Below are 24,672 nucleotides of genomic sequence, written 5' to 3' on the forward strand. Positions count from 1 at the left end.
GAATAAATATGCAGTTATTAACAGATAAACTAAGAGAAATTATTCCACCTTTTTACAGTAGTGAGGATGTTGAATTAGAAGAGAAAATGGTATATGCCAAGTTTTTTTTAGCTGATGCAAACTGGACTTGGTACATTTTAGAGTATGATCAAGAGAGTAATAGTTTTTTTGCTCTTGTTGATGGTTTGGATCAGGAACTTGGATATGTGAGTTTAGATGAACTTGAACAGGTCAGAGGACATATGGGGCTGCATGTTGAAAGAGATTTATATTTTACACCAACTAAATTTGGGGACTTGAAGATATGAAAAAGTTTGAAGATTTGGATGATGCTTTAAAGAAAGAGCTTGAAAAAACAGTTAAGGAAGATCCTTTTGGTCTCAATGCTGAAACACTCTATATGAACATATATAATTCCAGTGGACCAATAACTACAATAGCTGAAATTTTTGAAGTTAAGGCTTTTATTGTTCGTAAAATAAAATCAGGTATTTAATCTTTACGGAGTATAATTATGCATAATTACTATCAGGAGAAGAGTTTGAAATTTTTAGATATCTACTATATTAGGCTCAAAGTATTTCTTCATCAACTTCGTAAAAAGATGTTGAAAGTTTAATGGTGGTAAAAAGTAGAATCTTGAAACTCAATAAAAATTTTGAACCTTCACCAATTCCAGCAGAAGAAGTTTATGGAGGTTTCTTACAGTTCAATATTTCTGCTATTATTAGTGATATTTCATCTAAAAAACTCATTGCTCAACAGAAAAGAATTTATCTAAAACAGTGGTTTGAAGAGCATTCAGCTGATTTTAGTGTAATCAATAAAAAACATTTAAAGTCAGTAGATTTAAGTACACCAGTTATTCAAGCAGAGATGAGAATCAATAGGTATGAGATAATTGATGGCAATCATCGTATGAAAAAAGCACTTGATGATGGACGAACATATATAAACTCTTATCAGATTTCAGGTGAGCAGTTAGCAAACTATCTTTTAAACAAAGAACAATATGAATCTTATGTTCGATACTGGAATGAGAAAATTGAAAATTACATAGAAGATATGGTATAAACAACAGATTAAATACTTAGGATGTTACATGATAAAGTTCGATAAAAAAGCGATGCAAAAATTCAATGAAATACCTGATGAAGTTAAACCTAAAATACTCTCAAATGTATATTGCTCTCACTGCAAAGCTATTGTTTGAAGCAAAGATGGATGGAGAGGAGTTGATTCTAACTGGTAAATGTGAAAAGTGTTCCGGCAGTGTTGCAAGGTTGATAGAGTGATAGATGCTTTCTGAGAATATAAAAGTAGAACTTGTGGCACAAAAAGTTTTATTTTACAGGTTCTGTTGACACGGAATTTTTAACACTATCACTCTTTGACTGCTCTAAAAAACTATCCGTATCTAGGTAAAAATAGAGTAAATAATCTTATAGAGCAGTTTGAAGTTAGTGCTTAGATTGGCTTTTATCTACTTTCAATATCAGTGTTATTATTTTGAGCTTTTGCTTGCTGTTTCCGTTCAGAAAGGGCATTTTTTGAAGATTTCCTCACCTCTTTTGATTTATCGAAAGAGAGCTTTTTCAGGGCTATTTCCGGTGTATTTGGATGTTTTATGACATGGAGTTTTACTTTATCATACCAACTGTCAGTAAGACTCATAAGAAGCATAGGTTGAGCACTCTTACTGTCTGCCATTGTAAGAAGCATCTCTTCATTGGATAAATTTGATAATGCCAAATAGGGAAATATTATTTCATCACTTTCCCTGTAAAGTTTATTGTAAATTGGTACAGGAACATCTTCTCTTTTTGCCAATATAACTCTGTACATCTCTTCATCATGATCAGCAATATAGTGTAAAAGTGGATGGTCGCTTATAAATTCATCACTATCAAGTATTTTCTCAACGGCTAAAGTAAGAAATTTATGATTCCAAACTGTATCAAATTTATCTCCATCCTCTCCAATCCAACCATCCTGCTCAATAAACTTTTCTGCAAACTTGTTGATTATATCAGTTGTTGAGTTGGGATTTTGCAAAACTTCCAAAACAACATCATCATCTTTTTCGTTGATAAAAAGTTCTAAGATTTCAGGTGTTGCATATTTTGATTTGGCTACTTCTCTTCTGACTGCCCAGTTTTCATCTTGTGCAAGATTTTTTAAAATAGATGCTTCCGGTTTGTCTCTCCAAACCAACTCAACACGTATATCACCATTTGGATCGAGTGCTAATTTTTCTTGAATAGAGAGAGGTGTCTTTGGGTCTTTTGCCAATCTGATTTTTACCTCTTCATCCTGACTATGTTCACAGGCTTGAATCAGTTTGTCTCTTAAAATACCGACGATACTTTTGTTCTCCAGCAGCACTGCCAAAATACTGACTTGTTGTAATTTTCCATTAGCATTAGGAATATTGAGTGTACAATTATCATCTATAAGTGTTTGTAAAAGTATTTCGCTTTTACCGTCAAATACCTGTGCAATACTGAATTTTTGGTGACTGGAAAGTTTATTCATATCTGATACTATCAACTCTATTGTTTCATTTTCTATTTCTGTCTGTTCTTTTCTCATTTTTCATCCTTGTTGTTTTAAATCTATTTTAAGCAATAGTTTTTCTAAAATATTTATATCTGTTAAATTTGATGAAAAATGTGTAAATTAATCTAGATCTAATAGGGGTTCGCTAAACTTAGATTGTGAAACGGGTTAATTGACAAAAAAGGCCTGTAATACGATCTCTGGGAGATGTGTTTCACAAACGAAGGTTTAATTTACACCTTGATTTTAAAGGATTTTAATGTTGATAGGTTATGCAAGAGTTTCAAAATCAGATGGAAGTCAGGTCTTGGATTTACAGATTGATGCTTTAGTTGAATCCGGAGTTAACAAAGAAAATATCTATACTGATAAAATCTCAGGATCAAAAAATGAGAGACCTGGGCTTGAAGCATGTTTAAAAGCATTACGCAAAGATGATGTACTGGTTGTATGGAAGCTTGATCGCCTTGGTAGAAATTTAAAACATTTAATCGAAACAATCGATAATCTGACTTCAAGAGGAATTGGCTTTAAGGTCATATCAGGTACAGGTGTAAATATTGATACTACTAATCCTGCAGGAAAAATGATTTTTTCAATTTTTGGAGCTTTGGCAGAGTATGAAAGATCAATTATCCGTGAACGCACTGTTGCAGGAATCAAATCTGCCCGTGCCCGTGGTCGTACAGGTGGTCGAAAATTTCAACTTACCAAGTCACAAGTGAGACTTGCTCAGGTGGCTATGAAAAATAGAGATACTTCAGTTTCTGAACTTTGCAAAGAACTTGGAATTACCAGGCCAACACTATATCGATATGTTGGACCTACGGGTGAACTTAGAGATTATGGTATAAAAGTTTTAGATATGGCATCTTAAGATTTTCTAGCCATCAAATTATACATTTGTATTCTTAGTGAGGATTTTCTTCCCCAACTTCTAATCCCTTTTTTTAAAAGAATCTGTGCAATTTTTCTATTGCGCAGTTTAATAATGTCACCATTATAATTAACAGCAAAATAACTTGTTATTTGACCTTGATAATGATGTTGTTCTTTTTTTTCATAGATTCCACCTTGTGTTAAGGCCCATTGAAAATAAAAACTGTACGGTTTACTTTGGATATTCTTTTTGTGTATAAAAACTCTTGAGAGTTTACCTGTACTTTTTTCTATAGAAAGTTTTGCTACATATGCTTTGTCATACATATTGTCATGTATAAATTCGCTTTTAATAATTGTTTTCATAAATGTTCCTTTTTAGACTCTATTTTAAGGAACAACAGCCAACAATTTCTTCATCTGTGTAAAAGCATTACAATTTTATTCTCATTCATACATCAATTCACATTCTCTTATTATTTTTTTTAACTCTGCAACCAAATATTTGGGATATAACAACTTGATATCTGTTCCACTTCGTTGAGCATAGCTTAAGATATCATCTTTACATCCTTTTCCAGTAATATAAATTTTATTTCGAAAGTCTATATCTTTAGATAGATCAATTTTGTCTTTGATTTCAGCTGTAAAGCTCTCTTTTTCTGCTTCTTCTATATACATCACTGTATTTTTTAAAACATGTAAATCAAACAAATCTTTCATGTTTGTATTGGCTTCAAAAATAACCTCAATATCTTCTTTGTAGTAATGAGTACTTCCTTCATTTATTTTCTCTTTTTTCCTGTCTTGATATATCTTATGATTATGTTCATACATATCATTAAATATCACGAAACACTTTGTATCTTTCCAATATACCGAAGTTTCTGTCTTATCTGGAACTTTTAAATATAAAATATCTTCAATTCGTACTTGATATTTTTTGTTATGCTCTTCAAATTTTAGATACTTTTTTCTATCTTGTTCAAATAGAATTTGTAAGGTGTCAACATTTTCAAATTCTACCTTGTTATTAAGTGAACTGTTCGTTTTATTAAGTTTAAAACTCAGAGTGGAGGTATCATCGCTAAGTATTCTAATAATATAGTTTTCTATATTGGCAAAAGCAGCATGATTTTTAGGAGCTTGCAGGGTGAAACCTACTATCTTGTCTATATGGCTTAAAAAATTGTCAACTCGATTAGGTGCATTATATTTTAAAAAGGCAGCAAGCAGCGGTAAGAGATCTACCAAAAGATATGTATTATTAAGTGAAAATCTCTGGTAGTTGAACCAATGTTGCATATTTAGTTTATAAGCATTAGGAGAAACATATGTGATAACGTTGTATACAGATAAAAATTTCAATGCTTTTTCTATAGCATCCCTTTTTGGTTTGTATGTTGAATCATCATTTGCAAAAACTGAAATTTTTATCTTTTTTTTACTGTCTTTTAGCCTTTCAATATGCTTAGACAATGAGTTTATTTTTTCTTTGTGTTTTAGAGGATCTTCTCTTTGTAAAGCTTGCAGTTCTTCTTGTAGATTTTTCCTTTTTTTAGCATTTATTGTTTGAAGTAGCTGTATGTGAGTCTCAACAATTTTATGTATTTCCTCTGTATTGATTTTATAGATATCTGTTGTTTTAATTGGGTAGTTAGTTTCGTTAATAAGCCTATCTAATACAGCAACTATTGCAAAATTTACATTTTGAATACCTGCTCTATATGGTGCTTTATTTTCATCAGATTCTTTTATTAGTGTTTGTACATATTGTTCAATTTTTTGTTCATCAGCCTCAGAATATTCTGTACATATCCTTTCTAACTCCTGATAATAGACTTCATCACTTCCACATAGTTCCAGATTCTGTTCAATATTTTTCTTTGCTAATTTATCAAACTTTTTTTTCTTCATATAGAGCTTCTTTTTTAAATTATTTCCTAGTCTATTTTTTCATATACGACTTATGAGTCGTATATGAATGTCATAACCCTTTTTATCAATAACAAAAGGAGATCAGATGAAAAATCTTATCAAAAAAACTAACCCAAATCCAATAAAAGGATTATCTTCATACAAGAATAGTCTTAATGAGTCTAATATACTCACTTGTGGCTCTATATGCAGTGGTATTGGTGCATTTGAACAGGCATTAAAAAATATAGGTATTACACATATAAATAAATATATGGTAGAGATAGACAAATTTGCTCGCAAGACTTTTGAGGCAAATCATACTGTTGAACACACTTATAAGGATTTAACGCAGTTAGATTCTACAAAAATGCCTTATGTTGATTTGCTGGTGCTCTCATTACCATGCCAATCATTCAGTATGCAGGGCAAAAGAGCGGGTTTTGATGATACAAGAGGCACATTAACATTTGATGCCTTAAAAGTTGTTAAAGAGACCAAGCCTAAATATATTATCTTTGAAAATGTCAAAGGCATAATCAATCATGATAAGGGTAATACTTTTGAAGTGATTAAGGCTGCATTTGAAGAACTTGATTACAAAATCTATCACAAAGTATTAAACTCAAAGTATTTTGGTTCTGCTCAAAATAGAGAACGTCTTTTTCTTATAGGCATTAGAAAGGATATAAAGCACGGATATGATTTTCCAGAAATTAATGAGACTATTAAATCCGTTAATTCTTACATAAAAACTGGTGTAGATTATTCAGCTCATACTTTTGATGCTTCAAAAAAAGTTCCATTTCCCACTAAAAGAGATACTGACATAATAAAACTCTGGGAACTACCTCATATTAAATACTCTGCAGATAAGCGTATATGCTCTACTAATGGAATAGCTCCTTGTATAGTTGCTTCATCTGCAAAGACAAAGTTCTATGATACAAAAAACAAACTGTTCCGATATCTGACACTCGAAGAGATGGCAGCAATCCAGGGATTTCCATCTGATTTTGTATTTCCTGTCTCAAATGCTCAGAAGAAAAAACAAATTGGTAACTCTATTACAATTTCTGTACTTGAAGCAATAATCGAAAATCTGCTTTTGCACATAAAGCCGACATCTCCCAAAAGTTCATCAAGAAAAACAGAGCAAAAAACTAAAAGTCTTCTACAAGCTTTAAAAAGTACTGGCAATACCTCAATTAATCTGATGACAACAGGAATTAGGAAAAGACGTAAGCAGGTAGTAGAAAGAACTTCCAAAATTATTGTAAAAAGTATTCATAAACCTTTTGTTTCACAAAATATGTATGTTAACCAGGCACTTCTTAACTACTCAAAGAACAAAGATCTGTTTGATTCCCTGGAGAGAATGAATCAAAGAGAATTGCATACATTTCTCAAAAAAAGAGATCTTGATATTGTGAACTATGATAGTTTTTCTGACAATAGTAATACAAAAAAATGTGTTCTTTTTCCTTATGCCGGTGGCAAGCAAGGTGTAAATAAGACAGATATGCAGCAATTAGCTATCAATGCATTCAAAGAGAAAAAATATACAAAATTTATAGATGTATTTGCAGGGGGTATGGGTGCTACATACAATGTGTTGCCTGTTTTACTGCAAAACAGTATTGAAGAAGTTGTAATCAATGATATCAACAAGTCCATTATCAATGTTTACAGACAAATACAGAGGAAACCAAAACAAGTACAACGTCATTTAGCTTCAATCCCTCTTGACTACTATAAAAAATATGGAAAATTTGCACCTGTAAGCAGAACAGAGGCTCGTGCATTACATGTAAGTATAGAAAAAGAGTTCAAAGAACTTGAAATACAAAAGAAAATGTCACCTAGAAGAGCAGCTTTATTCCTTTTTTTGATTCACAAGTCTACCGGAGCCATGCTGGATTATGATATGAAAACAAAAACCTGTTTTTTTGAGACATCCTATAAAATTATCAATATAGAACTACTGATTAACAAAGTAGCTCTTTATCATAAGATACTAACAAGCACAAAGATTACATTTAAGTCTGTACAGTATCAAACACTATTGAAAAAATATAAAAACAGTTCAGATGCTTTACTACTTATAGATCCTCCCTATATTGAATATTCTGAAAAAGCATCAAATAACAGCTCCTCTTTTACCTATGGAATAGACTTTAACCATAAAGAGCTGCTGAATAAAATGAAAAATATACAGGCAGACTTTATCTATTACAACAATCATAATCCATTAATTGAAAATTTTGCAACAAGATACTCCTATAGATATAGTAAAAATATCAGAACATATGCCAATGGTGTTTTAAAAGATAGAACCAAGGCTGTTGAAGTTTGCATGACAAAACTTCCAAAAAGAAGTAATAAAAGCTCCTCTGGTGAGCAGTTTGAAACTCCATTGGTTGCATAGTATGCTTTATAGAACAAATGTACTTATTATTTTATCAAGCATAAAAAGGAGATTTAAGCCTCCGTAAAGGTAAATATTTTTATAGTAGGGACTTGGTACCTGATACCATTCGACAACTTTTTAAAATTTTAGTGATTGAAATTTATGTCTAAAGAGATACCAACTAAATCTGGTATATCTTCAGATAAATTTCAATGGATTTTAAAAGTTATAAAATATTTACTATGTGCCTTGTTATAGGCACATATTTATATATTATTCTCTTCTTTTTTGAGCTTCAGTGTATACTTTCATTCCCTCTCTTTTGCCAATAGCTATAACCTTGACAACTAAAATATCATCAACAATTTCATAAACTATACGAACCTGCTTTTTGGCAACATAGACTTTCCTCAAACCTGAGAGATTCATATTGTTCTTGTTGCCAAGAAGTTGGCCAAGTTCTGGTGAGACTTTTATCTTCTCTAATTTTTTAAAGACTTCAAGACGAATGGAGTTATTGAGTTTTTTGAGATCCTCTTCGACAAGAGGGTGGTAGATAATCTTGTACATCTTTATAGCTGACTTTTGCTGATACCAAATTTGGCAGCCATTTCATCTTCAGATATATACTCTGAGAGAGGTGTCTCTTTTCTTTGCTCAATCATATTATAGATTTCACTCTGCTCGGCAAGTTCCATTGCTTCTTCAAGAGCTTTGAGCCTTTCATATTCATCTGTTGAGATAACAACAGCTTCAAGCTTGTTGTTTTTAAGGATTCCTATCTTTTCAAGAGAATGTTCTTTAATGCTGCTAACTGCACTGCCTATCTGTTTTGTAAAGTCTGTAATGGAGAATAGTTCATTTTGTGCATATTTAACCATTTTATTATCCTGTGTATTTAGTAGCTAATTTCATTGTTAATATTATACTCTATTTTAGTGTTATTGTAAAATACAATAGAGATAACAAAGGGCTACCGCTGTTGTATAGAATATGGTTTGCTTACTTCTTTTTTATTTTTTGATCTGTTTCGTTGAAATTGTTTGACAATATCCTGCTTGCTTTTATAATTTTGCAGTGAAAAATCTGAAATATGATACTTCTTACCGGCAACATAGATTAAGTCCTCTTTATCTCTGTGAATGTTAATACAGGAAAAATTTACATTTTTTATAAGCTCATGTAAAAATTCTTCTCTGTTTTTTGCAACTTTTAATGCTTCAAGTAAAGCATTCTGCCACCTTGAAGAGACACTTTTAAACTGTTCAATATCAACATAATCTTTTAGAAGTTCAAGTATCTCAGTGTGAGAGCAACCTTTTATCTCCTGAATGTAACTGACAAAATGATAACTGACATCCTTTTTGAAATCATAGATAACTCCGGATTCACTGAAATGTTGATAAGTATTGCTCAAATCTGTTTTTATTTTAGTACCTTTATTGCCATATTCAGTAAAGCAGACACCTTCCAAATCATAAATCAGTGATTCATAGTCCAATTCTTTGGAGATTGCAACAATATCATAAGAATATATTCCTTTATCAATGGTATAGTTTACAGAAGGTGCTATATAAGTACTTTCTTGATTGAGACTTGCATCCACTGAGTGGCTCTTTTTTGTTTTTTTATTCTTTTTTACTATTGGTGTATTGTTTTGAATATTGTTCTTTGCCTGATCAAGATATTTGTCAAGTGGAACAAGTGATCCTGAAATACTGGTGATATATTTTTCCTTTAAATTATGAGTTGGGTAGTAAAATCTTGCCCGATCAAAGAGAGCCTTTGTATCAATGTATGCATTCATATCAAGATCTTTTACAATCAGAGCCATCATCTCTTTATATATCTCTTTTGATATATCTGCTGGGATTACCTGATCCAAATAGCAAAACACTCTGTATCTCTCTTTGATTGATCCATTTTTATTTTTTAAATGACTTTTACTTGGAACTATGAGTGCCTTTATTCCTTTTCTGTTTAATACTTTTTGACAATCTTCTATTGTAAAATCAGTTTCATCATTATCAATATCAAGTATAAGCAGGTGATGGTAGCCAAGAATATTTTTTTGTGAACGTCTATTATCTTTAAAACAGGCATTTGAGTATGCATAGTTTTTTACCATTTCAATCAACTTTTCTTGACTATCAATACTTTTTGTAAACCAATCCTTTGAGTATATACTCTCTTCATTTTTACATAAACTTATCTTTTCCATATATTTATTATCCTTTGTTCCTTTATAGTTTTAAGCAACAAATGTAAATAAAATGAAAAATACAAAAAATGAAGATAAATATAGAAGATAGTTTGAACAAAAAAGAAGTAAGCAAACCATATTGTAAACAATGTGTGGAACACATGGAAAATAAAATTTCTTTCATCTATTATTTTTTATTCATTAGATCTACTTTTACAAGGGATGACTTTTGATAGATGAATGTTATTATTATATTTGATAAAAATACATAAATGTATTTTGATAGATTTTATATAGATATCCCTATAATAACTGCATCTATCAAAAGTCATCCTTAAAAAATACAACAAGATTTAAGTCAAAAATCTCCATCAAATACCAAAAGTAAATGAAAATCAAAAAGTTTTCCTTAAAACTAATCTATATATTTAGATTAACGAGGATAGTATGAATACAACAGAAGAAAAAATATCGCTTAAACAGCAGATAAATAATTTGAAAATGAGCAAAAGAAGGGTGACAGACTTTTATAACTCAATTATTAATATATCTCAAATGGGTAAAGAGGTTTTTAACAGCAAAAATGTAAAAAATATTTTTACACTCAATCATATAGATGAATCAATTAAAAACAGTGCAGATATGCAAAAAGAGTACTTAGCAGTTCTCTTAAAAGCAGGCACACCTAATTACAGAGTAGATGCTTCAAGTTTTCAGTTCAACTCAAAAGAGAGAGTAAGCTGGATAATTTTAGAGTTTGACTTACAAACCAATCTATCAGAAAATGAAAACATAAGATATACAAGAGAGTATATTGAGTCAGAGATAGGCTTAGAACCTACACTCATAGCAATAGAAGAGTATTATAAAGTTCTTGTAGGCTATTTTTTCCCAAATGCTCCAACAACATTACAAATAAAACGTTTAAAAAAGTATAACTACTTCAAAGATGTCAGGACAGCATTAACTCATAGCTTGGAAGCAAACTGGGATGTAACTGTTGATAAGTACAATGAAACAAAAAGATATAGTAATTTTTTAGATGGTATTTTCTATTTAAGTGGAAATATTTTTGAGATTGGAGTATTTCAGGAGATGCTAAATACATATAAAGATTCTCCAATGTTTGAAAAAATAATAAAACAAAAGAAAGCTTATGGTGGTCATAAGTCAGGTGTCACAAAGAGAGCAATGCCATTAAAAGAAAGGAAAAAACTGACTGGACAAGCTAATATAAAAAGATCTGTAACTGCACAAAATAAACTTAAAGAGGTGCTTGAACATATAGTGGAGAGAGAACCAAATCCTAATTTTTCTATCAGACATATCGTACAAGTATCAAAAGTGTTGGATAAGAGGATGTCTCATAAAACTATTGCAAAGTACTTAGCTCAAATTAAATTAGATTTAAATTTAGAATAATCTTAATATTGAAATATATACGATTTATAAGTCGTAGAATGTTTGTATAGTTATTCAGTGGTTGAGATTTAGCTTGAACAAATAAGTTGTTAAAGCATTCAAGAAAAACTATCTACTTTTTTTGGAGTAGATTTTGAAATAATTCATATAAGGAAATAGATATGTATAGTAAAGAAAAATTAAATACGTTAGCTTATTTAGGCATTAAAAATAAATATTCTTCATTTGAATTTGAAGAAAAGTTTTTTAAAGTAAGTGAAAAAAAATATTTTGCTTACGATGATGAACTGTATGGAGCTTCTCTTTGTGCTATTACAAATATAAACAATAAAAGAGCCTCTGTATATGTTGTGATTGATAACGGTAGAGGTAATAAGGATTATGATATCAAAATAACTACATTATATAAGGAAGCCTTGAAAGCTTATAATGATTTTAAGGATCTTATAAAGTCAGATTACAGCATAGACCAAAAATTAAAAAGAAAACAATTATGGTTTGAAGAATTAGAAGCATATGAAATAGAGTCTTCAATTTATAGCTCTATAAAGGTTGCATATGATTCAAATATAGAGAAATTTATTTTCATTACTTTTAGTAATTATGAAGACGGAGGGTATAGTTATGGAATTAATGGAGACTTAACACAAATCAATACAGAAATGTTTGATAGTAAAGGTGAAGAAATCCCTTATAAATATGGATTTGATCATATTGAAGATGTCGTAAAGTATTTAAAAGATATAAATTTTTGTTTGGAAGATTGGAAAGAAGAAGAACTGTATGAATTTGCACTATCAAGCAACATAATTAACACGATCGAAAATGCATAAAAAACTAAACAACGGAAAAGAAAAAATTTAAAGAAGGAGGGCATATGACTAATACTGAACAATATATGAATTTATTATACAAAAAATATAATAAGACGCAATTAACAAGAAAAGAAGTAGCTGAAGTATTAGAAATTTCCCTGACTTCTTTGGATACACTTATAACAAATAATACCTTACCTATTAGATATAGAAGAATAGGAAACTCCCAAAAAGCAAGATATATTTTCCCAATTTTAGAAGTAGCAAATTTCTTAGCTTTTGAAGATGCTGCATAATTTACTTACATATATAAAATTAATCAATTATTATAATTAAGAGTGCTGCTCTTTATATTATTTAATAGCTACTTTAAAAGAGTGTGTAATTTTGTAAATATAGTTGAAAGTTTTAGAAGTTTGTTGTATATATGTTGTACATGAAGAGTTTTTAAATGAGTTCAAACCCCTTAAAATAGGGGTTTAAAGAGATGTTAAAGTGGTGTTACGTTCTCAGCCTGTGGGCCTTTTTGACCTTCACCAACTTCGAAAGTTACTCTTTGACCTTCTTCAAGTGAAACACGTCCACCACCGTTGTTGTTCACTTGACGGAAATGTACGAATACATCTTTTCCACCATTGTCTTGTTCTATGAAACCATAACCTTTTTCGTCGTTAAACCATTTAACTTTACCGTCTTGTAATTCTGCCATTGTCTAGCCTTGTATATTTATTTTGTCAAAAAATTGGGAGAGTCTTTAGGAGGTTTTAACACATAGATCAAAAAACACACTAAAGATGAATTCACGCCTCATCTTTCACTTGGCAACAGTATATCAGCTTTTTTTTAAATTACCAAGAAAATATGTAAATTTAAATAAATTCTTTGTAGAAGTTAAGATTTTGTGCATAAAACCGATAATAATACATAAAGTTCTATAACAACCAGTCGGCACTAAAGTACCGATTCCGAAAAAAATCATTGAGAAGGCAATATTTATGGACATATCTTCAAACAGTGCAATTAAAAATTTATACACAAAAAAACTCTCTGCTGATGATGTCAAAGCAATTAAAAAAGAGATAGCGCAAAATATGAAACAAATTGCTTTACATGTAAACGAAGCAAACAAGCAGACCAACGGTACAGATGAGACAATAAATAAACTGATTTCCAATTTTCAGGATTTTCAAAGCTTTTTGCAAAGTGTGGGCTATGACGGTAAAAAATCAATAGCTGCGTTGTCAAAAGAGGGTGGTGAAAAAATGCTGAAGGAGATGTTTGAAAAAACGGGTTACAAACAACTTGATTTAAAGATTTAAACAAAAAAAAGCAATATTTAATTAAGATTTGTGTAAAATTAACCTAATTATTTTACAAGGTTTATATATGAGCATCTACAGAGAGTACGACATACGAGGAATATACGAAAAAGAGCTAAATAAAGAGAGTGTCACAAAAATAGGCTATGGGCTTGCATCTAAAATAGAGGGCGAATATGTGGCAGTGGGTTATGATGCCAGAAGCCACTCGCCGATTCTTTTTGAGTATCTGGTGGCAGGGCTCAATGCAGGTGGGAAAAAAGTTCTTGACATGGGGCTTGTGCCGACACCGGTAAACTACTTCACAAATTATCAGGAGTGGGATGGCATTGTGCCTTCGGCTTCTGTTATGATAACAGGTTCGCATAATCCGAGTGAATACAACGGTTTTAAGATTACGGTAGACAAAGCGCCTTTTTTTGGGGAAGATATTTATGCGCTTGGGCGTGAGTGCGAGACGATGCAAATGCCGCCAAAAGTACCAAGAGATGTAAGTAAAATCAAGGCGAAAGAGCGTTATATAGACTTTATGGTCAATGAATTTCAACACCTTAAAGGGTTGCAAACAAAGATTGTCTATGATTGCGGCAATGGTGTAGCAGGTGTTGTGCTGCCTGAAATCTTTGAAAAACTCGCATTACATGTAAAGGGAATATATGTAGAGCCTGACGGAACTTTTCCAAACCATCATCCTGATCCTTCGGTAGAGGAAAATCTCAAAGATGTCAAAGCCCTGCTTGAAAAAGAGGGTGATATTGCTTTTGCGTATGACGGGGATGCAGACCGTATAGCGGTGCTTACACATAAGAACAACATCAAAGGCGATATGATGGCACTTTTATATGCCATGAAGATGGACAAGCCGACCGTTGTAGGAGAAGTGAAATGCTCACAGGTGATGTATGATGAGTTGGAGCGTCGTGGTGCCAAGGCTGTGATGTATAAAACAGGACATTCAAACCTCAAAGTGAAAATGAAAGAAATCAATGCTGATTTGGCATGTGAGGTGAGCGGGCATGTCTTTTTTAAAAACCGTTATTTCGGCTATGATGATGCGATTTATGCAACACTCAGAATGTTGGAACTGGTACATGAGGGGATAGATTTAGATGCAGAACTTGCCAAACTCCCGCAAGTCTATTCTACCGAAGAAATTAAAGTAGAAACAACAGAAGCACAGAAATTTAAAATCATAGAAAAAGTAAAAGAACTGCTTAAAAATCCGCCTGCCGATTTTCCTGTTATAAAAGATATGATAGACGTGGACGGTGTACGCATCAACTTTGAAAAAGGCTGGGGGCTTGTACGGGCGAGTAACACAACACCGGTTTTAGTGACGCGATTTGAATCAACAGACAAAGAGGAAGCCAAACGCTATGAAAATGCAATCAATGATTTAATAGCCCAGGCAAAAGAAAGTTTATAATTTATATGTATAATAAAGATTAGTTAATCTTAATTAGGTAGAATTCCTGTAAAAAATACGGAGTTTTGCCAATGCTTTACTATACAATGCTTTTTCTTGCTTTTCTTTACTTTAAAATTGCCCGCGTTTACAAAAAAGAAGAAAAATCCAATCTCAATATGAATATTCAAAACACTCTTGTTTTTATTGCTATCGTGGCTTTGCTTGTGTACGGTTTTACCCATAAAACATGGTACACGGTTTTACTTGCCGCTTATCTTTTTCTTATTCTCGCTTCACTCATGGTTTCTGCTGTCCAGGTAGGTGTTTTTATAGAAGGAAAACCTTTTGTCAAGCTCAGTCATTTATATAGGTTTTTGGCACCTATAGGTATGCTTCTTTGGTTTGCCGATATATATTTATGGGGCATTTAACAACGAATTTGTTATAATGTTTTCATTGATAAACTTAAGGAAATTTTTATGAAAACCCATACACTTTTGATGCCTCTGGATATGCACCTGCACCTTCGTGACGGTGTAATGCTTGAAAATGTAGCGCCCTTGACGGCATACAGTTACAGCGGGGCCATAGTGATGCCCAATCTTGTGCCTCCTGTTGAGACAAGAGAAGATCTTTTGGCGTACAGAGAGCGGATTATGGCGGCTGTGCCAAATGATTATTTTGAACCCTACATGACACTGTTTTATAAAAATTATGATAAAGCTTTTTTAGAAAGCATAGTAGATGAAATAACAGCGATTAAACTCTATCCTGCGGGAATTACTACAAATTCAGAGGGCGGTGTCAGCTCTTTTGATATAGAAGAGATGCGTACTACTTTGGAGACGATGAGCAGTTTGGGTATTCCTTTATGCGTGCACGGTGAGACGGATGGTTTTGTGATGGACAGAGAAGCGGAGTTTATGAGTATTTATGAGCTTTTGGCACAGAATTTTCCTGATTTGAAAATTATAATGGAGCATATTACAACCAAAGAAGCGGTTGCTATGCTGGACAAATATCCGAATTTGTATGCGACGATTACTGTACATCACCTGCTGTTAACGCTGGATGATGTCATCGGCGGATTGATGCGTCCGCACCTTTTTTGCAAACCGATTGCCAAAAGACCGGAAGATTTGGATGCACTTTTAAGTGTAGCGCTTGAAGCGCATCCAAAAGTAATGTTCGGATCAGATTCTGCGCCGCATCCTCAGCATAAAAAAGAGTCCTGTGGCTGTGCGGCGGGTATTTTTACCGCACCGATTTCACTACAGCTTCTGACAGAAATATTTGACCAGTTTGACAAGTTGGATAATTTACAGGCATTTGTCAGTGACAATGCACAAAATATTTACGGAATCTGTCCTGAGTTTAAAGAAGTGACGCTTGAAAAAAGACCCTTTGTAGTTCCCCAGAATTATGCAGGAGTCGTGCCTATGTATGCGGGTGAAACGATAGGATGGGCTATAGAGAGTGTCGATTAAAATACTGCTGCTTGAAGATGACCTTCTTTTTGGGGAGACCCTGGCGGACTTACTCGAGGAAGAGGGGTATGAAGTGCTTCATTATCCAAACGGGCAGGATGCTCTTGATGCCACCTATGATACAAAGTTTGATATTTATCTTTTGGATATCAATGTGCCTCTTATAGACGGTGTTTCTCTGCTCGGTGATTTACGCTCTGCCCAGGATGAAACACCTGCCATTTTTCTCACTTCGCATAAAGAAAAAGAGATGCTTCATCGTGGTTTTATAAGCGGCTGTGATGACTTTTTAACAAAACCTTTTGACAATGCAGAACTTTTATTTCGCATACAGGCGCTTATGAAAAGAACCAGGATAAAAGAAGCGGAATGTATCGGTGAACTGTGTCATGACAAGCTGCATAAATGTATTTATTATAATAAAACGGTTTTGGAACTTTCAAAAAAAGAGTATGAACTTTTAGCATTGCTGATGAATCATGTCAACTCTCCTGTACCAAAAGAGCTGATATATGAAGAGTTGTGGACAACGGCTGACGGAGGAGGAAGTGATGGCGCTATACGCGTCTATATAAACAGGCTCAAACAATTACTGCCTACTATGTGCATAGAAAATATTCGCGGTATCGGATACAAACTTGTTTCGTAATCTTCGAATAATTATCTTTATTTATTACTTTTTTACTGTAGCAGGTTTTTTACTGCTCGGATACTACTTTATCAACGTGTTACATGTAGAGAATCTCTATATGTTTGCTTTTATTGTCCTTTGTATTGTTATACTCTCAGGAGTATTTATATCCAAACTTGCAGTTGATCCCTTGGCTGAGTATGTTCAAGAGTTGCAAAACCTTTCAAAAGAGACCCTCCATGAGCTTAATCTGCCTATCAGCACCATTACAACAACGACACAGCTTTTAGGTAAAAATTGCCATGATGAGAAAATACTCAAACGCATTGGACGTATAAATACAGCCTGTATGATGCTTAAAGAACGTTATAATGAATTGGATTATCTGATTAAGATGCAGACAAATCAAAAGATAAAAGAGGAGTTTTTTGTTGATGAGTTAGTCAAACAGAGAGTTGGCTTTGTAAAAAAAATATATCCTCAAATGAAATTTAATCTTGTGTTGGAAAAAATGCCTGTATTGAGCGATCAAAAAGGTTTGGGAAAAGTAATTGACAATATTATTGATAATGGGGTAAAATACTCAGGCACTTCAAGAAATATAGATATTGAGGTAAAAAACAACAGTATAAAAATAAAAGATTACGGAATAGGGATGGATGAGGTTGAACTTGTTCGTATTTTTGACAACTATTACCAGTCAAATAAAAATATGCAGGGTTTTGGCATAGGATTAAATCTTGTCAAAAGATTTTGCGAAAGAAACAATATAGAATTACTGTTGCAGTCATCAAAAAATATTGGAACAACAGTAGAATTAAAATTTAAACAGGAATATGAATGCAAATAACAAATGATATAATGACATATGCAGAACAGGCCCTTGATTATGGTGTTATGGGAACCTTGATTCTTATGAGTATTGTCACTTTGTGGCTTTTTATTGAGAGAATGATGTTTTACAAGAGTGTACGTATAGAAGATTATAAACACAGAGACAATTTAGAACTTGACTTAACGGACAATATCAATGTCATTAGTGCAATAGGAACAAATGCACCCTATGTGGGTCTGCTTGGAACAGTCATCGGTATTATGATCACTTTTTATACTTTGGGTGATTTGGGTGCAGTAGATGCAAAAAAAATCATGATAGGACTCGCTCTTGCACTCAAAGCGACGGCGATGGGACTTGTTGTGGCTATGCCGGCTATTGTAGCCTATACAATTCTTCTTCGTAAAGTTGAAAGAATTTTAACAAAGTTTGATGTGGCCCATGAAGTGTAAAAAACAGTTTAAAAAGTTTGACCAGATCAATGTCATTCCTTTTATAGATATTATGCTTGTTCTGCTTGTCATGGTGCTGACAACAGCTACTTTTATAAAGCAGGGCGTTATTCCCGTGAATTTGCCAGAAGCAAAAGCAACAGAAAAAGAAGATACGAAAAAAGAGGTGACGGTTTATGTGAATGCAAAAAGTGAGATATTTTTTGACAAAGAGAAAGTAAACCTCAAAGAGTTACAACAAAAACTTTCTGCTGTTTCCAAAGACCAGACGGTAGTGCTTCGAAGTGACAAAGAGTCCAAGTTTCAGGACTTTGTAAATGTGATGGATATTTTAAAGAAACTGGGACACGAACAGTTGTATATAGTTACGAAAGAGTAGTTTTACATTCAGAGGTGCCCTTTAGTAATTTGTCTGCAGCAGTTTAAACTTTTTTTCTTTTACAGATGTTTTTTTGTTTGCAGCCTGTGGCTTTTTTAATTCAGGTGCTTTTGTATTAAAACTCTTTTTTTCTATTTTTTTTGCATCTTCTTGAAAGAGTGTTGAAGCGAAGAAAAATAAAATCATTATTATGACAACACTTGCATAAAGTAAAATATAGTTTTTTATATGTCCAGACTCAAACGGGTTTTCAATCTTCATCTAAACAAAAACCTTCATCGATTTTAATTTTTCATTTTCAATGCTTGTCTGTTCTATCTGTGAGATTAAGTCTTTATCTATGAAAGTGGCTGCGTGTTTTTGCACCAAAGAAACCAGTGTGGCATAGGAACTCAAATCGACTGTTTTTTTTCGTAAGGCAGAGTGTGTGATAAAGTTTAATATATCTTCATCTTTGAGCAAAGGGATGTTTTTGAGAATGTTTTGTGTCATCAACTCATTAAGAGCATCATCATGAAGAAGTACATTGTCAACGTTGGCTTTTGCGATTTTTTTGTCAAGACCATGTTCAAAAAGTTTTTTGCTGACTTTTGCTCTAAAACTGTTTGTGCTTTTTGTGTGAATGGTTCCCTGCAGATCTATTTTTGGTAAAACACCACCAAATGCAATATTTCCTATAAAGACTGTTATTATGAAAATTTTATTACTCATCTGTTTTCCTTTCGTTATGTATAAGTGTAGTCATTATAAGACAATAAATTATAAATCAGCTCTTTTTTTGCATAAATTGTAACCATAGGCAATCAATTCTTCTGCTTTGTCAAAGTCAAAAGTGTTGCACAGGTTTCTGGGTATATCTATTTCTATATCAGAAGGATAAGCTGCAAGTTTCATACGGGCGAGTGCTCCCTGGAGTGTTTCAAAAGATTTGTTTGCAATGCTGTACATATTGTCTTCTTTGACAAATGTATCGGGTAATGAGAGAGTCTTCAGATAGTGTTGCAGTTTTTGCCGTATTGGAGTGTCAGTTTTTTTACGTTTTTTTATTGGCATATCAGGAACAGCTTCAGCACCCAGGTTTACCGAAATAGTAAGGTCTGTATCATCATGGAATGTAGGCGCAATAGGTACCGGATTGAGTACCCCGCCGTCAACAAGTTTTTTTCCTGATGGTGTGATAAAAGGAGTGAAAAAAAGAGGCAGAGAGATGGACGCTCTAATGGCACTTAATAAAGAACCGCTATTAATCCATACTTCTTTCTCAGCTTCTATATCTGTACAGACAGCTGTAAATTTTATATCTAAAGATTCGATGAGGCAGTCGCCGACAAGGTTTTCAAGCTTTTGCATCAGTTTCTTCCTGATACAAGACCTCCTGAACCTTTAAAGTCAAGCAGTTTTAGCATTTCAAGAGTATCTATCTGCTTGAGCCACTCTTCATAAATATGCAGCACTCCGGCTGCATAAAATCCACCGACAAGTGCACCGATAGAACATCCTGAAACAGATTTTATTTCGTAATCGTTTTCTTCGAGGTATCTGATGATGCCAATGTGGGCTAGACCACGGGCACCACCGCTTCCAAGAACCAAGGAGACAGTTTTTTTACTCACTGCTTCTTACATCATTCCCGGCATTCCCATTTGCGGAGGCATTCCTCCTCCCATATCTGCTGCAGGAGCTTCTTCTTTTGGAATTTCAAAAATTGCCGCTTCTGTAGTGAGGAGCAGGCTTGAAACGGAAGTCGCATTTGTAAGCGCAACACGTTCAACTTTAAACGGATCGATAATACCCGCTTCAAACATATCTACATATTCACCTGTTGCCGCATTGAAACCAATATTTTCATTTTCTGCATTTTGAATTGCATTGACAACAACACCTGTGTCAAATCCTGCATTTTGTGCAATCTGTTTTATAGGAGCTTTCACGGCACGTAATATAATCTCAGCACCGATTTTTTGATCGCCTTCAAGGTTATCAATATTTACTTTTGCAGCAGCATGAACCAGTGCCGCTCCACCACCGATGACTATACCTTCTTCAACAGCTGCTTTTGTAGCCGAAAGCGCATCATCAACACGGTCTTTTTTCTCTTTCATTTCAGTCTCAGTTGCAGCACCGACTTTGATGACGGCTACACCACCGCTGAGTTTTGCAAGGCGTTCTTGCAGTTTTTCTTTATCATACTCGCTGGAAGTTGCTTCAATCTGTGTTTTTATTTCAGATATACGGGCTTTGACAGCTTCTTCACTTCCTGCACCGTCAACGATGACTGTATTGTCTTTGTCTATGACAACACGTGATGCCTGGCCAAGCATAGAAATTTCTGCACCCTCCAAAGTATAACCGGTTTCTTCAGAAATTACAGTACCGCCTGTCAATGTTGCAATATCTTGCAGCATTGCTTTTCTTCTGTCTCCAAAGCCTGGTGCTTTTACAGCGGAAATGTTGAGTACACCGCGAAGTTTGTTCACAACAAGAGTTGAAAGTGCTTCACCCTCTACATCTTCAGCGATGATAAGTAAAGGACGGTTTGTCTTTTGTACCTGTTCTAAAACCGGCAGCAGATCTTTGAGTGATGCAATTTTACTGTCAACCAGTAAGATATACGGATTCTCGATTTCTGCTGTCATTTTTTCAGTATTTGTAATGAAATACGGGCTTAAATATCCACGGTCAAACTGCATACCTTCAACAACATCAAGCTCATCTACGATACCTTTTGCCTCTTCAACAGTAATTACACCGTCCTGACCGACTTTTTCCATAGCTTCTGCTATCATGTTTCCTATTTTTGCATCGGAGTTTGCAGAAATAGTTGCAACCTGTGCAATTTCATTTTTGTCTTTAATAGATTTAGAAGCTGCTTTTAAGTGCTCCAAAATTGAATCACATGCTTTGTCCATTCCGCGTTTTACTTCAACAGGGTTTGCACCTGCCGTGATGTTTCTAAGCCCTTCGCTGAAAATCGCATTTGCAAGCACTGTTGCCGTTGTTGTTCCGTCTCCGGCTTCATCCGCAGTGTTTGAAGCAACTTCTTTTACAAGTTGTGCTCCCATGTTTTCCAGGTTGTCCTGTAGCTCAATTTCACGGGCTACAGATACACCGTCTTTTGTGATACTAGGCGCACCATAGCTTTTTTGTATCAAAACATTACGACCGCGAGGTCCCATTGTCACTTTTACCGCATCTGTAAGTTTTTCAACTCCGCGTGCCAGTTTGTTTCTTGCGTTATCTGAAAATATTATCTCTTTTGCCATTTGTTAAACTCCTTATATTTTTTAATTTTTTTTACTTAACCAATGATTCCGAAAATATCATCAACATCTATTACTATATATAAATCACCATCAAGTGTAACCTCATTTCCGGAGTATTTACCAAAAATAACTTCATCACCTTTTTTTAGCTCACTCACCTCTGAACTTACTGCTACAATTTCCGCGAGAAGGCTTCTCTTTTGCATTATCAGGGATAATAATACCTGAACTCGTAGTATTAGCCTCTTCAACACGTTTAACCAATACTCTTTTTCCTAAAGGTGTAAAATTCATTATATCTCCTTACAAATATGATTAATTTATGAGAAGAATATTACAAGAAAAAAGTAAAAATGTCAATACCTTTAGTCATATTGACTAAGCTTACCTTATTCTTACATGTAAAGTTCTTTGACAAGTTGCTGTATGTGTCCAAATTACTCAATTAAAAGCCTGTTTTAGTAAAAATAAAGTTTAATATATGTATAATTCCACCCTCTTAAACGATGTCAGGGTAGCTCAGCTGGTTAGAGCACTGGTCTCATAAGCCGGGGGTCGGGGGTTCAAGTCCCCCCTCTGACACCATTTTTAAGATAATTTTACATATTCCGGATTAGCTCAGCGGTAGAGTAGGTGACTGTTAATCACTTGGTCACTGGTTCGAATCCAGTATCCGGAGCCACAACAATTATAACCCCTTATATACAAACTTTCCAACAAATTTGTTTACTCACAGCATTTTTTTCAAGACTCATCGGTATTTGCCTGTTTTTTATCAATTTCTGCTAGCATAACACAGAACAAAGGATCATAATTATGAAAACACTTTATATAATAAGACATGCTAAATCGAGTTGGAAAAATATGGATTTGGATGATTTTGACAGGCCTTTAAACAAAAGAGGCAGGCATGATGCTCCAATGATGGGCGAAAGACTTCGCAAAAAAAAGATTATGCCTGATCTTATTTTGTCGAGTCCTGCAAAACGAGCGAAGATGACGGCAGAGAGTATTGCAAAGAAGGTTCACTATAATCAAAAGAAAATTGTTTATGACCAAAATATTTATGAAGCTGACGTGAGTACGTTGGAAGATATTCTTATGGATATTGACGACAAATACAATACCGTGTTTTTGGTAGGACACAACCCGGGGCTGAATGAATTAGCAGAGCATTATGCCGGTTATACAGAAAATTTGCCAACCTGCGGCATTGTCAGTATCGCTTTTACATGTAAACAATGGAAAGATATAGATAGTGACAATGCCAAGTTGCTATTTATTGATTATCCGAAAAAATAAAAAAACATTTATAAAGAAAAATTACTTTTTATAAAGTATGCTTATTTTGCTAATAAATACTATACTGAGATAATTAATAATTCAAAGGAATATTTTATGTATACGGTACAAATGGAAAAAGAGTGTGAGTGTTTTAAAAAAAGTGAATACGAAAACAATGTTACATTTCAAACACAGCAAGAAGCATATAAGTATGCAAATATAGTAGCTGAACTTATGAATGAAGAGTTCTGCGGGAAACACACTTTTGATGCACAACTGGCCGAAGGCGATATGTTTGTAATAAGAGTGGCTTTGAATACTACCGCGGTTTCTGGTTGCAGCACAGGTGTGAGTTGCGATGTTGGCTGTGAATCTACCGATGACTGGTCTCTTGAATCAACACAGAAGTCCAATGGCGGCAGCTGCGGCAGTGGATGTGGTTGTGCTTAAACACAACTATTTTGATATAATAAAAAAATAGAATCTACAGGCAGACTAAAAGAGAGAGTATTAATGAAAAAAGCATTTACATTACTGGAACTGGTATTTGTAATAGTTGTGATTGGGATATTGGCTGCTGTTATTCTCCCCAGAGTAAAGACAAACCCGGTTGCTGAAGCAGCTGTTCATTTACTTTCACAAATCAGATATACACAGCATTTGGCAATCATAGATGACAAGTTTACCCAAAATAATACTTGGTACAAAGACCGGTGGCAAATTGTTTTGAATGGCAACAGGTTTTCCATAGTGAGTGATAATAACACAAGATTTGCAAAAGATCCGCAAACTGACACTAATATAAGTAGTGTAGTTTTAAAAGGGGTAACTTCAGTTACAACTTCTGGCGGCTGTGCCAATCAGTCTATAATCAGTTTCGATCATTTAGGCAGACCGCTTGTCGGAAGTCTTGCCGCAACAACGGCTGCATATACTGTACCGGGTAATAATGGTGCACTTTTAACAGTTGATTGTAATCTTACACTTGCAAACGGCAGTGATGAAAATGTTACTATAACTATCAGACCGGAAACAGGATATGCGAGTATTGAACCGTGAAGCGTACTTACGCTCCACCACCAATTTCGGCATGCAGGTCAAGATAATGTTTGTCATTTCGGGGCATAGTATCACTCATATCACGGGCTTCTTCAAGTGCTTTGATAACTTCATCGAGTTTTTCATAAGGCAAATGTACTTTCCAGTCATGGTCGTCATCCCCTTCAAGTGAAATTCCTATACTAACGACGGGACTGCTGAAGTCACCATACGGTTGTTCAATATGAGCAACACTTATCTCTCCATACCTTGAATTCGGCAACTGAATTGTAGCTATTGATAATGCTGATTTAGGCATCTCTTCTCCTTAATTGTCAAGAGCACATAATAATCATAAAAAGTTATTCTTT

33 protein-coding genes, 2 tRNA genes and 1 pseudogene are annotated in these 24,672 nt (G+C 33.9%); 22 read left to right on the top strand and 14 right to left on the bottom strand.

All coding sequences use genetic code 11. The features are described from left to right. Positions 1-8: 8 nt before the first annotated feature. The 4 genes from MLC44_RS03850 to MLC44_RS03865 all read left to right on the top strand — a co-directional run bounded on the left by MLC44_RS03850 (position 9) and on the right by MLC44_RS03865 (position 1,295). Positions 9-308 (top strand): DUF2958 domain-containing protein, encoded by a 300-nt coding sequence (locus MLC44_RS03850; protein WP_434658552.1) that lies wholly within the window; start codon positions 9-11, stop codon positions 306-308. Beyond that, a complete protein-coding gene (locus MLC44_RS03855; protein ID WP_346389506.1) occupies positions 305-496 on the top strand; it encodes a hypothetical protein in 192 nt (63 codons plus the stop codon). The genes MLC44_RS03850 and MLC44_RS03855 overlap by 4 nt, the downstream gene beginning before the upstream one ends. Before the next feature lie 143 nt (positions 497-639). Beyond that, complete coding sequence (locus MLC44_RS03860) at positions 640-1,074, top strand: hypothetical protein (protein WP_434658553.1); 435 nt, start codon at positions 640-642, stop codon at positions 1,072-1,074. Between the two features lie 77 nt (positions 1,075-1,151). Then, positions 1,152-1,295 (top strand): hypothetical protein, encoded by a 144-nt coding sequence (locus MLC44_RS03865; RefSeq protein ID WP_434658554.1) that lies wholly within the window; start codon positions 1,152-1,154, stop codon positions 1,293-1,295. 184 nt (positions 1,296-1,479) lie between these two features. On the opposite strand, the gene MLC44_RS03870 is transcribed toward MLC44_RS03865, so the two are convergent. Beyond that, positions 1,480-2,592 carry a HEAT repeat domain-containing protein gene (locus MLC44_RS03870; RefSeq protein ID WP_434658555.1) on the bottom strand — a complete coding sequence of 371 codons (1,113 nt, stop codon included), beginning with the start codon at positions 2,590-2,592 and terminating at the stop codon, positions 1,480-1,482. 226 nt (positions 2,593-2,818) lie between these two features. Here MLC44_RS03870 and MLC44_RS03875 point away from each other — a divergent pair, with 226 nt between their 5' ends. Beyond that, positions 2,819-3,436 (top strand): recombinase family protein, encoded by a 618-nt coding sequence (locus MLC44_RS03875; RefSeq protein ID WP_418640617.1) that lies wholly within the window; start codon positions 2,819-2,821, stop codon positions 3,434-3,436. On the opposite strand, the gene MLC44_RS03880 is transcribed toward MLC44_RS03875, so the two are convergent. Then, positions 3,433-3,804 (bottom strand): hypothetical protein, encoded by a 372-nt coding sequence (locus MLC44_RS03880; RefSeq protein ID WP_434658557.1) that lies wholly within the window; start codon positions 3,802-3,804, stop codon positions 3,433-3,435. The genes MLC44_RS03875 and MLC44_RS03880 overlap by 4 nt on opposite strands. Before the next feature lie 81 nt (positions 3,805-3,885). Further along, positions 3,886-5,355, bottom strand: a complete 1,470-nt coding sequence (locus tag MLC44_RS03885; RefSeq protein WP_434658558.1) for a hypothetical protein — start codon at positions 5,353-5,355, stop codon at positions 3,886-3,888. Positions 5,356-5,461: 106 nt separating this feature from the next. Here MLC44_RS03885 and dcm point away from each other — a divergent pair, with 106 nt between their 5' ends. Continuing rightward, positions 5,462-7,783, top strand: a complete 2,322-nt coding sequence (gene dcm / locus MLC44_RS03890; protein WP_434658559.1) for a DNA (cytosine-5-)-methyltransferase — start codon at positions 5,462-5,464, stop codon at positions 7,781-7,783. Positions 7,784-8,038: 255 nt separating this feature from the next. Here the strand turns inward: dcm and MLC44_RS03895 are convergent, their stop codons facing one another. From MLC44_RS03895 to MLC44_RS03905, 3 genes are all read right to left on the bottom strand, one after another. Then, the gene (locus MLC44_RS03895) at positions 8,039-8,335 is read right to left on the bottom strand and encodes a type II toxin-antitoxin system RelE family toxin (RefSeq protein ID WP_434658560.1); all 297 of its coding nucleotides are present in this window, start codon (positions 8,333-8,335) and stop codon (positions 8,039-8,041) included. Positions 8,336-8,337: 2 nt separating this feature from the next. Further along, the gene (locus MLC44_RS03900; protein ID WP_434658562.1) at positions 8,338-8,646 is read right to left on the bottom strand and encodes a hypothetical protein; all 309 of its coding nucleotides are present in this window, start codon (positions 8,644-8,646) and stop codon (positions 8,338-8,340) included. A gap of 92 nt (positions 8,647-8,738) precedes the next feature. Next, positions 8,739-9,986, bottom strand: coding sequence for a hypothetical protein (locus MLC44_RS03905; protein ID WP_434658564.1), 1,248 nt, complete (start codon positions 9,984-9,986; stop codon positions 8,739-8,741). Between the two features lie 429 nt (positions 9,987-10,415). Between MLC44_RS03905 and MLC44_RS03910 the strand changes: the two genes are divergently transcribed. The 3 genes from MLC44_RS03910 to MLC44_RS03920 all read left to right on the top strand — a co-directional run bounded on the left by MLC44_RS03910 (position 10,416) and on the right by MLC44_RS03920 (position 12,501). Then, positions 10,416-11,390: a hypothetical protein gene (locus MLC44_RS03910; protein WP_434658566.1), complete on the top strand. Its 975-nt coding sequence runs from the start codon at positions 10,416-10,418 to the stop codon at positions 11,388-11,390. 161 nt (positions 11,391-11,551) lie between these two features. Continuing rightward, on the top strand, positions 11,552-12,223 hold the full coding sequence (locus MLC44_RS03915) for a hypothetical protein (RefSeq protein WP_434658567.1): 672 nt from the start codon (positions 11,552-11,554) through the stop codon (positions 12,221-12,223). Positions 12,224-12,267: 44 nt separating this feature from the next. Then, positions 12,268-12,501, top strand: coding sequence for a pyocin activator PrtN family protein (locus tag MLC44_RS03920; RefSeq protein ID WP_434658568.1), 234 nt, complete (start codon positions 12,268-12,270; stop codon positions 12,499-12,501). Between the two features lie 194 nt (positions 12,502-12,695). On the opposite strand, the gene MLC44_RS03925 is transcribed toward MLC44_RS03920, so the two are convergent. After that, on the bottom strand, positions 12,696-12,914 hold the full coding sequence (locus MLC44_RS03925) for a cold-shock protein (protein ID WP_151900841.1): 219 nt from the start codon (positions 12,912-12,914) through the stop codon (positions 12,696-12,698). 286 nt (positions 12,915-13,200) lie between these two features. On the opposite strand from MLC44_RS03925, the gene MLC44_RS03930 reads away from it, so the two are divergent. From MLC44_RS03930 to exbD, 8 genes are all read left to right on the top strand, one after another. Further along, a complete protein-coding gene (locus MLC44_RS03930) occupies positions 13,201-13,524 on the top strand; it encodes a hypothetical protein (RefSeq protein WP_151900840.1) in 324 nt (107 codons plus the stop codon). Between the two features lie 67 nt (positions 13,525-13,591). Then, positions 13,592-14,950: a phosphomannomutase/phosphoglucomutase gene (locus tag MLC44_RS03935; protein ID WP_434581296.1), complete on the top strand. Its 1,359-nt coding sequence runs from the start codon at positions 13,592-13,594 to the stop codon at positions 14,948-14,950. A 71-nt stretch (positions 14,951-15,021) separates the two neighbouring features. Beyond that, positions 15,022-15,363 carry a hypothetical protein gene (locus tag MLC44_RS03940; RefSeq protein ID WP_151900838.1) on the top strand — a complete coding sequence of 114 codons (342 nt, stop codon included), beginning with the start codon at positions 15,022-15,024 and terminating at the stop codon, positions 15,361-15,363. Positions 15,364-15,411: 48 nt separating this feature from the next. Then, positions 15,412-16,419: a dihydroorotase gene (pyrC, locus tag MLC44_RS03945; RefSeq protein WP_151900837.1), complete on the top strand. Its 1,008-nt coding sequence runs from the start codon at positions 15,412-15,414 to the stop codon at positions 16,417-16,419. Continuing rightward, positions 16,409-17,068: a response regulator transcription factor gene (locus MLC44_RS03950; protein WP_434658569.1), complete on the top strand. Its 660-nt coding sequence runs from the start codon at positions 16,409-16,411 to the stop codon at positions 17,066-17,068. Before pyrC ends, MLC44_RS03950 begins: the two co-directional genes overlap by 11 nt. After that, complete coding sequence (locus tag MLC44_RS03955) at positions 17,058-17,900, top strand: sensor histidine kinase (protein ID WP_434658570.1); 843 nt, start codon at positions 17,058-17,060, stop codon at positions 17,898-17,900. Before MLC44_RS03950 ends, MLC44_RS03955 begins: the two co-directional genes overlap by 11 nt. After that, positions 17,891-18,337 carry a TonB-system energizer ExbB gene (gene exbB / locus MLC44_RS03960; RefSeq protein ID WP_188109973.1) on the top strand — a complete coding sequence of 149 codons (447 nt, stop codon included), beginning with the start codon at positions 17,891-17,893 and terminating at the stop codon, positions 18,335-18,337. The genes MLC44_RS03955 and exbB overlap by 10 nt, the downstream gene beginning before the upstream one ends. Beyond that, positions 18,327-18,716, top strand: coding sequence for a TonB system transport protein ExbD (exbD, locus tag MLC44_RS03965; RefSeq protein WP_151900834.1), 390 nt, complete (start codon positions 18,327-18,329; stop codon positions 18,714-18,716). Before exbB ends, exbD begins: the two co-directional genes overlap by 11 nt. Positions 18,717-18,737: 21 nt before the next feature. Here exbD and MLC44_RS03970 read toward each other — a convergent pair whose 3' ends face one another. The 6 genes and pseudogenes from MLC44_RS03970 to groES form a co-directional block, all read right to left on the bottom strand. Next, a complete protein-coding gene (locus MLC44_RS03970; RefSeq protein ID WP_151900833.1) occupies positions 18,738-18,977 on the bottom strand; it encodes a hypothetical protein in 240 nt (79 codons plus the stop codon). Beyond that, entirely contained in the window at positions 18,978-19,427 is a 450-nt protein-coding gene (locus MLC44_RS03975; protein WP_434658571.1) for a hypothetical protein, read from the bottom strand. It lies immediately after the preceding gene. A 48-nt stretch (positions 19,428-19,475) separates the two neighbouring features. Next, positions 19,476-20,066 carry a patatin-like phospholipase family protein gene (locus tag MLC44_RS03980; protein WP_434658572.1) on the bottom strand — a complete coding sequence of 197 codons (591 nt, stop codon included), beginning with the start codon at positions 20,064-20,066 and terminating at the stop codon, positions 19,476-19,478. Continuing rightward, the gene (locus tag MLC44_RS03985; protein WP_434658573.1) at positions 20,066-20,329 is read right to left on the bottom strand and encodes a patatin-like phospholipase family protein; all 264 of its coding nucleotides are present in this window, start codon (positions 20,327-20,329) and stop codon (positions 20,066-20,068) included. Before MLC44_RS03985 ends, MLC44_RS03980 begins: the two co-directional genes overlap by 1 nt. 6 nt (positions 20,330-20,335) lie before the next feature. Then, the gene (groL, locus tag MLC44_RS03990; RefSeq protein WP_151900830.1) at positions 20,336-21,979 is read right to left on the bottom strand and encodes a chaperonin GroEL; all 1,644 of its coding nucleotides are present in this window, start codon (positions 21,977-21,979) and stop codon (positions 20,336-20,338) included. Positions 21,980-22,014: 35 nt separating this feature from the next. Then, positions 22,015-22,273 (bottom strand): annotated as a pseudogene (groES, locus tag MLC44_RS03995) (co-chaperone GroES). Between the two features lie 214 nt (positions 22,274-22,487). Between groES and MLC44_RS04000 the strand changes: the two are divergent. The 5 genes from MLC44_RS04000 to MLC44_RS04020 all read left to right on the top strand — a co-directional run bounded on the left by MLC44_RS04000 (position 22,488) and on the right by MLC44_RS04020 (position 24,322). Then, positions 22,488-22,564 (top strand) — tRNA-Met (locus MLC44_RS04000). A 22-nt stretch (positions 22,565-22,586) separates the two neighbouring features. Next, a tRNA-Asn gene (locus tag MLC44_RS04005) sits at positions 22,587-22,661 on the top strand. Between the two features lie 134 nt (positions 22,662-22,795). Next, the gene (locus MLC44_RS04010; protein WP_346389525.1) at positions 22,796-23,281 is read left to right on the top strand and encodes a SixA phosphatase family protein; all 486 of its coding nucleotides are present in this window, start codon (positions 22,796-22,798) and stop codon (positions 23,279-23,281) included. Between the two features lie 96 nt (positions 23,282-23,377). After that, complete coding sequence (locus tag MLC44_RS04015; RefSeq protein WP_346389526.1) at positions 23,378-23,713, top strand: hypothetical protein; 336 nt, start codon at positions 23,378-23,380, stop codon at positions 23,711-23,713. Between the two features lie 63 nt (positions 23,714-23,776). After that, a complete protein-coding gene (locus MLC44_RS04020) occupies positions 23,777-24,322 on the top strand; it encodes a type II secretion system protein (protein ID WP_434581310.1) in 546 nt (181 codons plus the stop codon). Positions 24,323-24,329: 7 nt separating this feature from the next. On the opposite strand, the gene MLC44_RS04025 is transcribed toward MLC44_RS04020, so the two are convergent. Beyond that, positions 24,330-24,620 carry a hypothetical protein gene (locus MLC44_RS04025; RefSeq protein ID WP_151900825.1) on the bottom strand — a complete coding sequence of 97 codons (291 nt, stop codon included), beginning with the start codon at positions 24,618-24,620 and terminating at the stop codon, positions 24,330-24,332. Positions 24,621-24,672: the final 52 nt, after the last annotated feature.

Source organism: Sulfurimonas sp. NW9, assembly GCF_051132275.1.
GTDB lineage: Bacteria > Campylobacterota > Campylobacteria > Campylobacterales > Sulfurimonadaceae > Sulfurimonas > Sulfurimonas hydrogeniphila.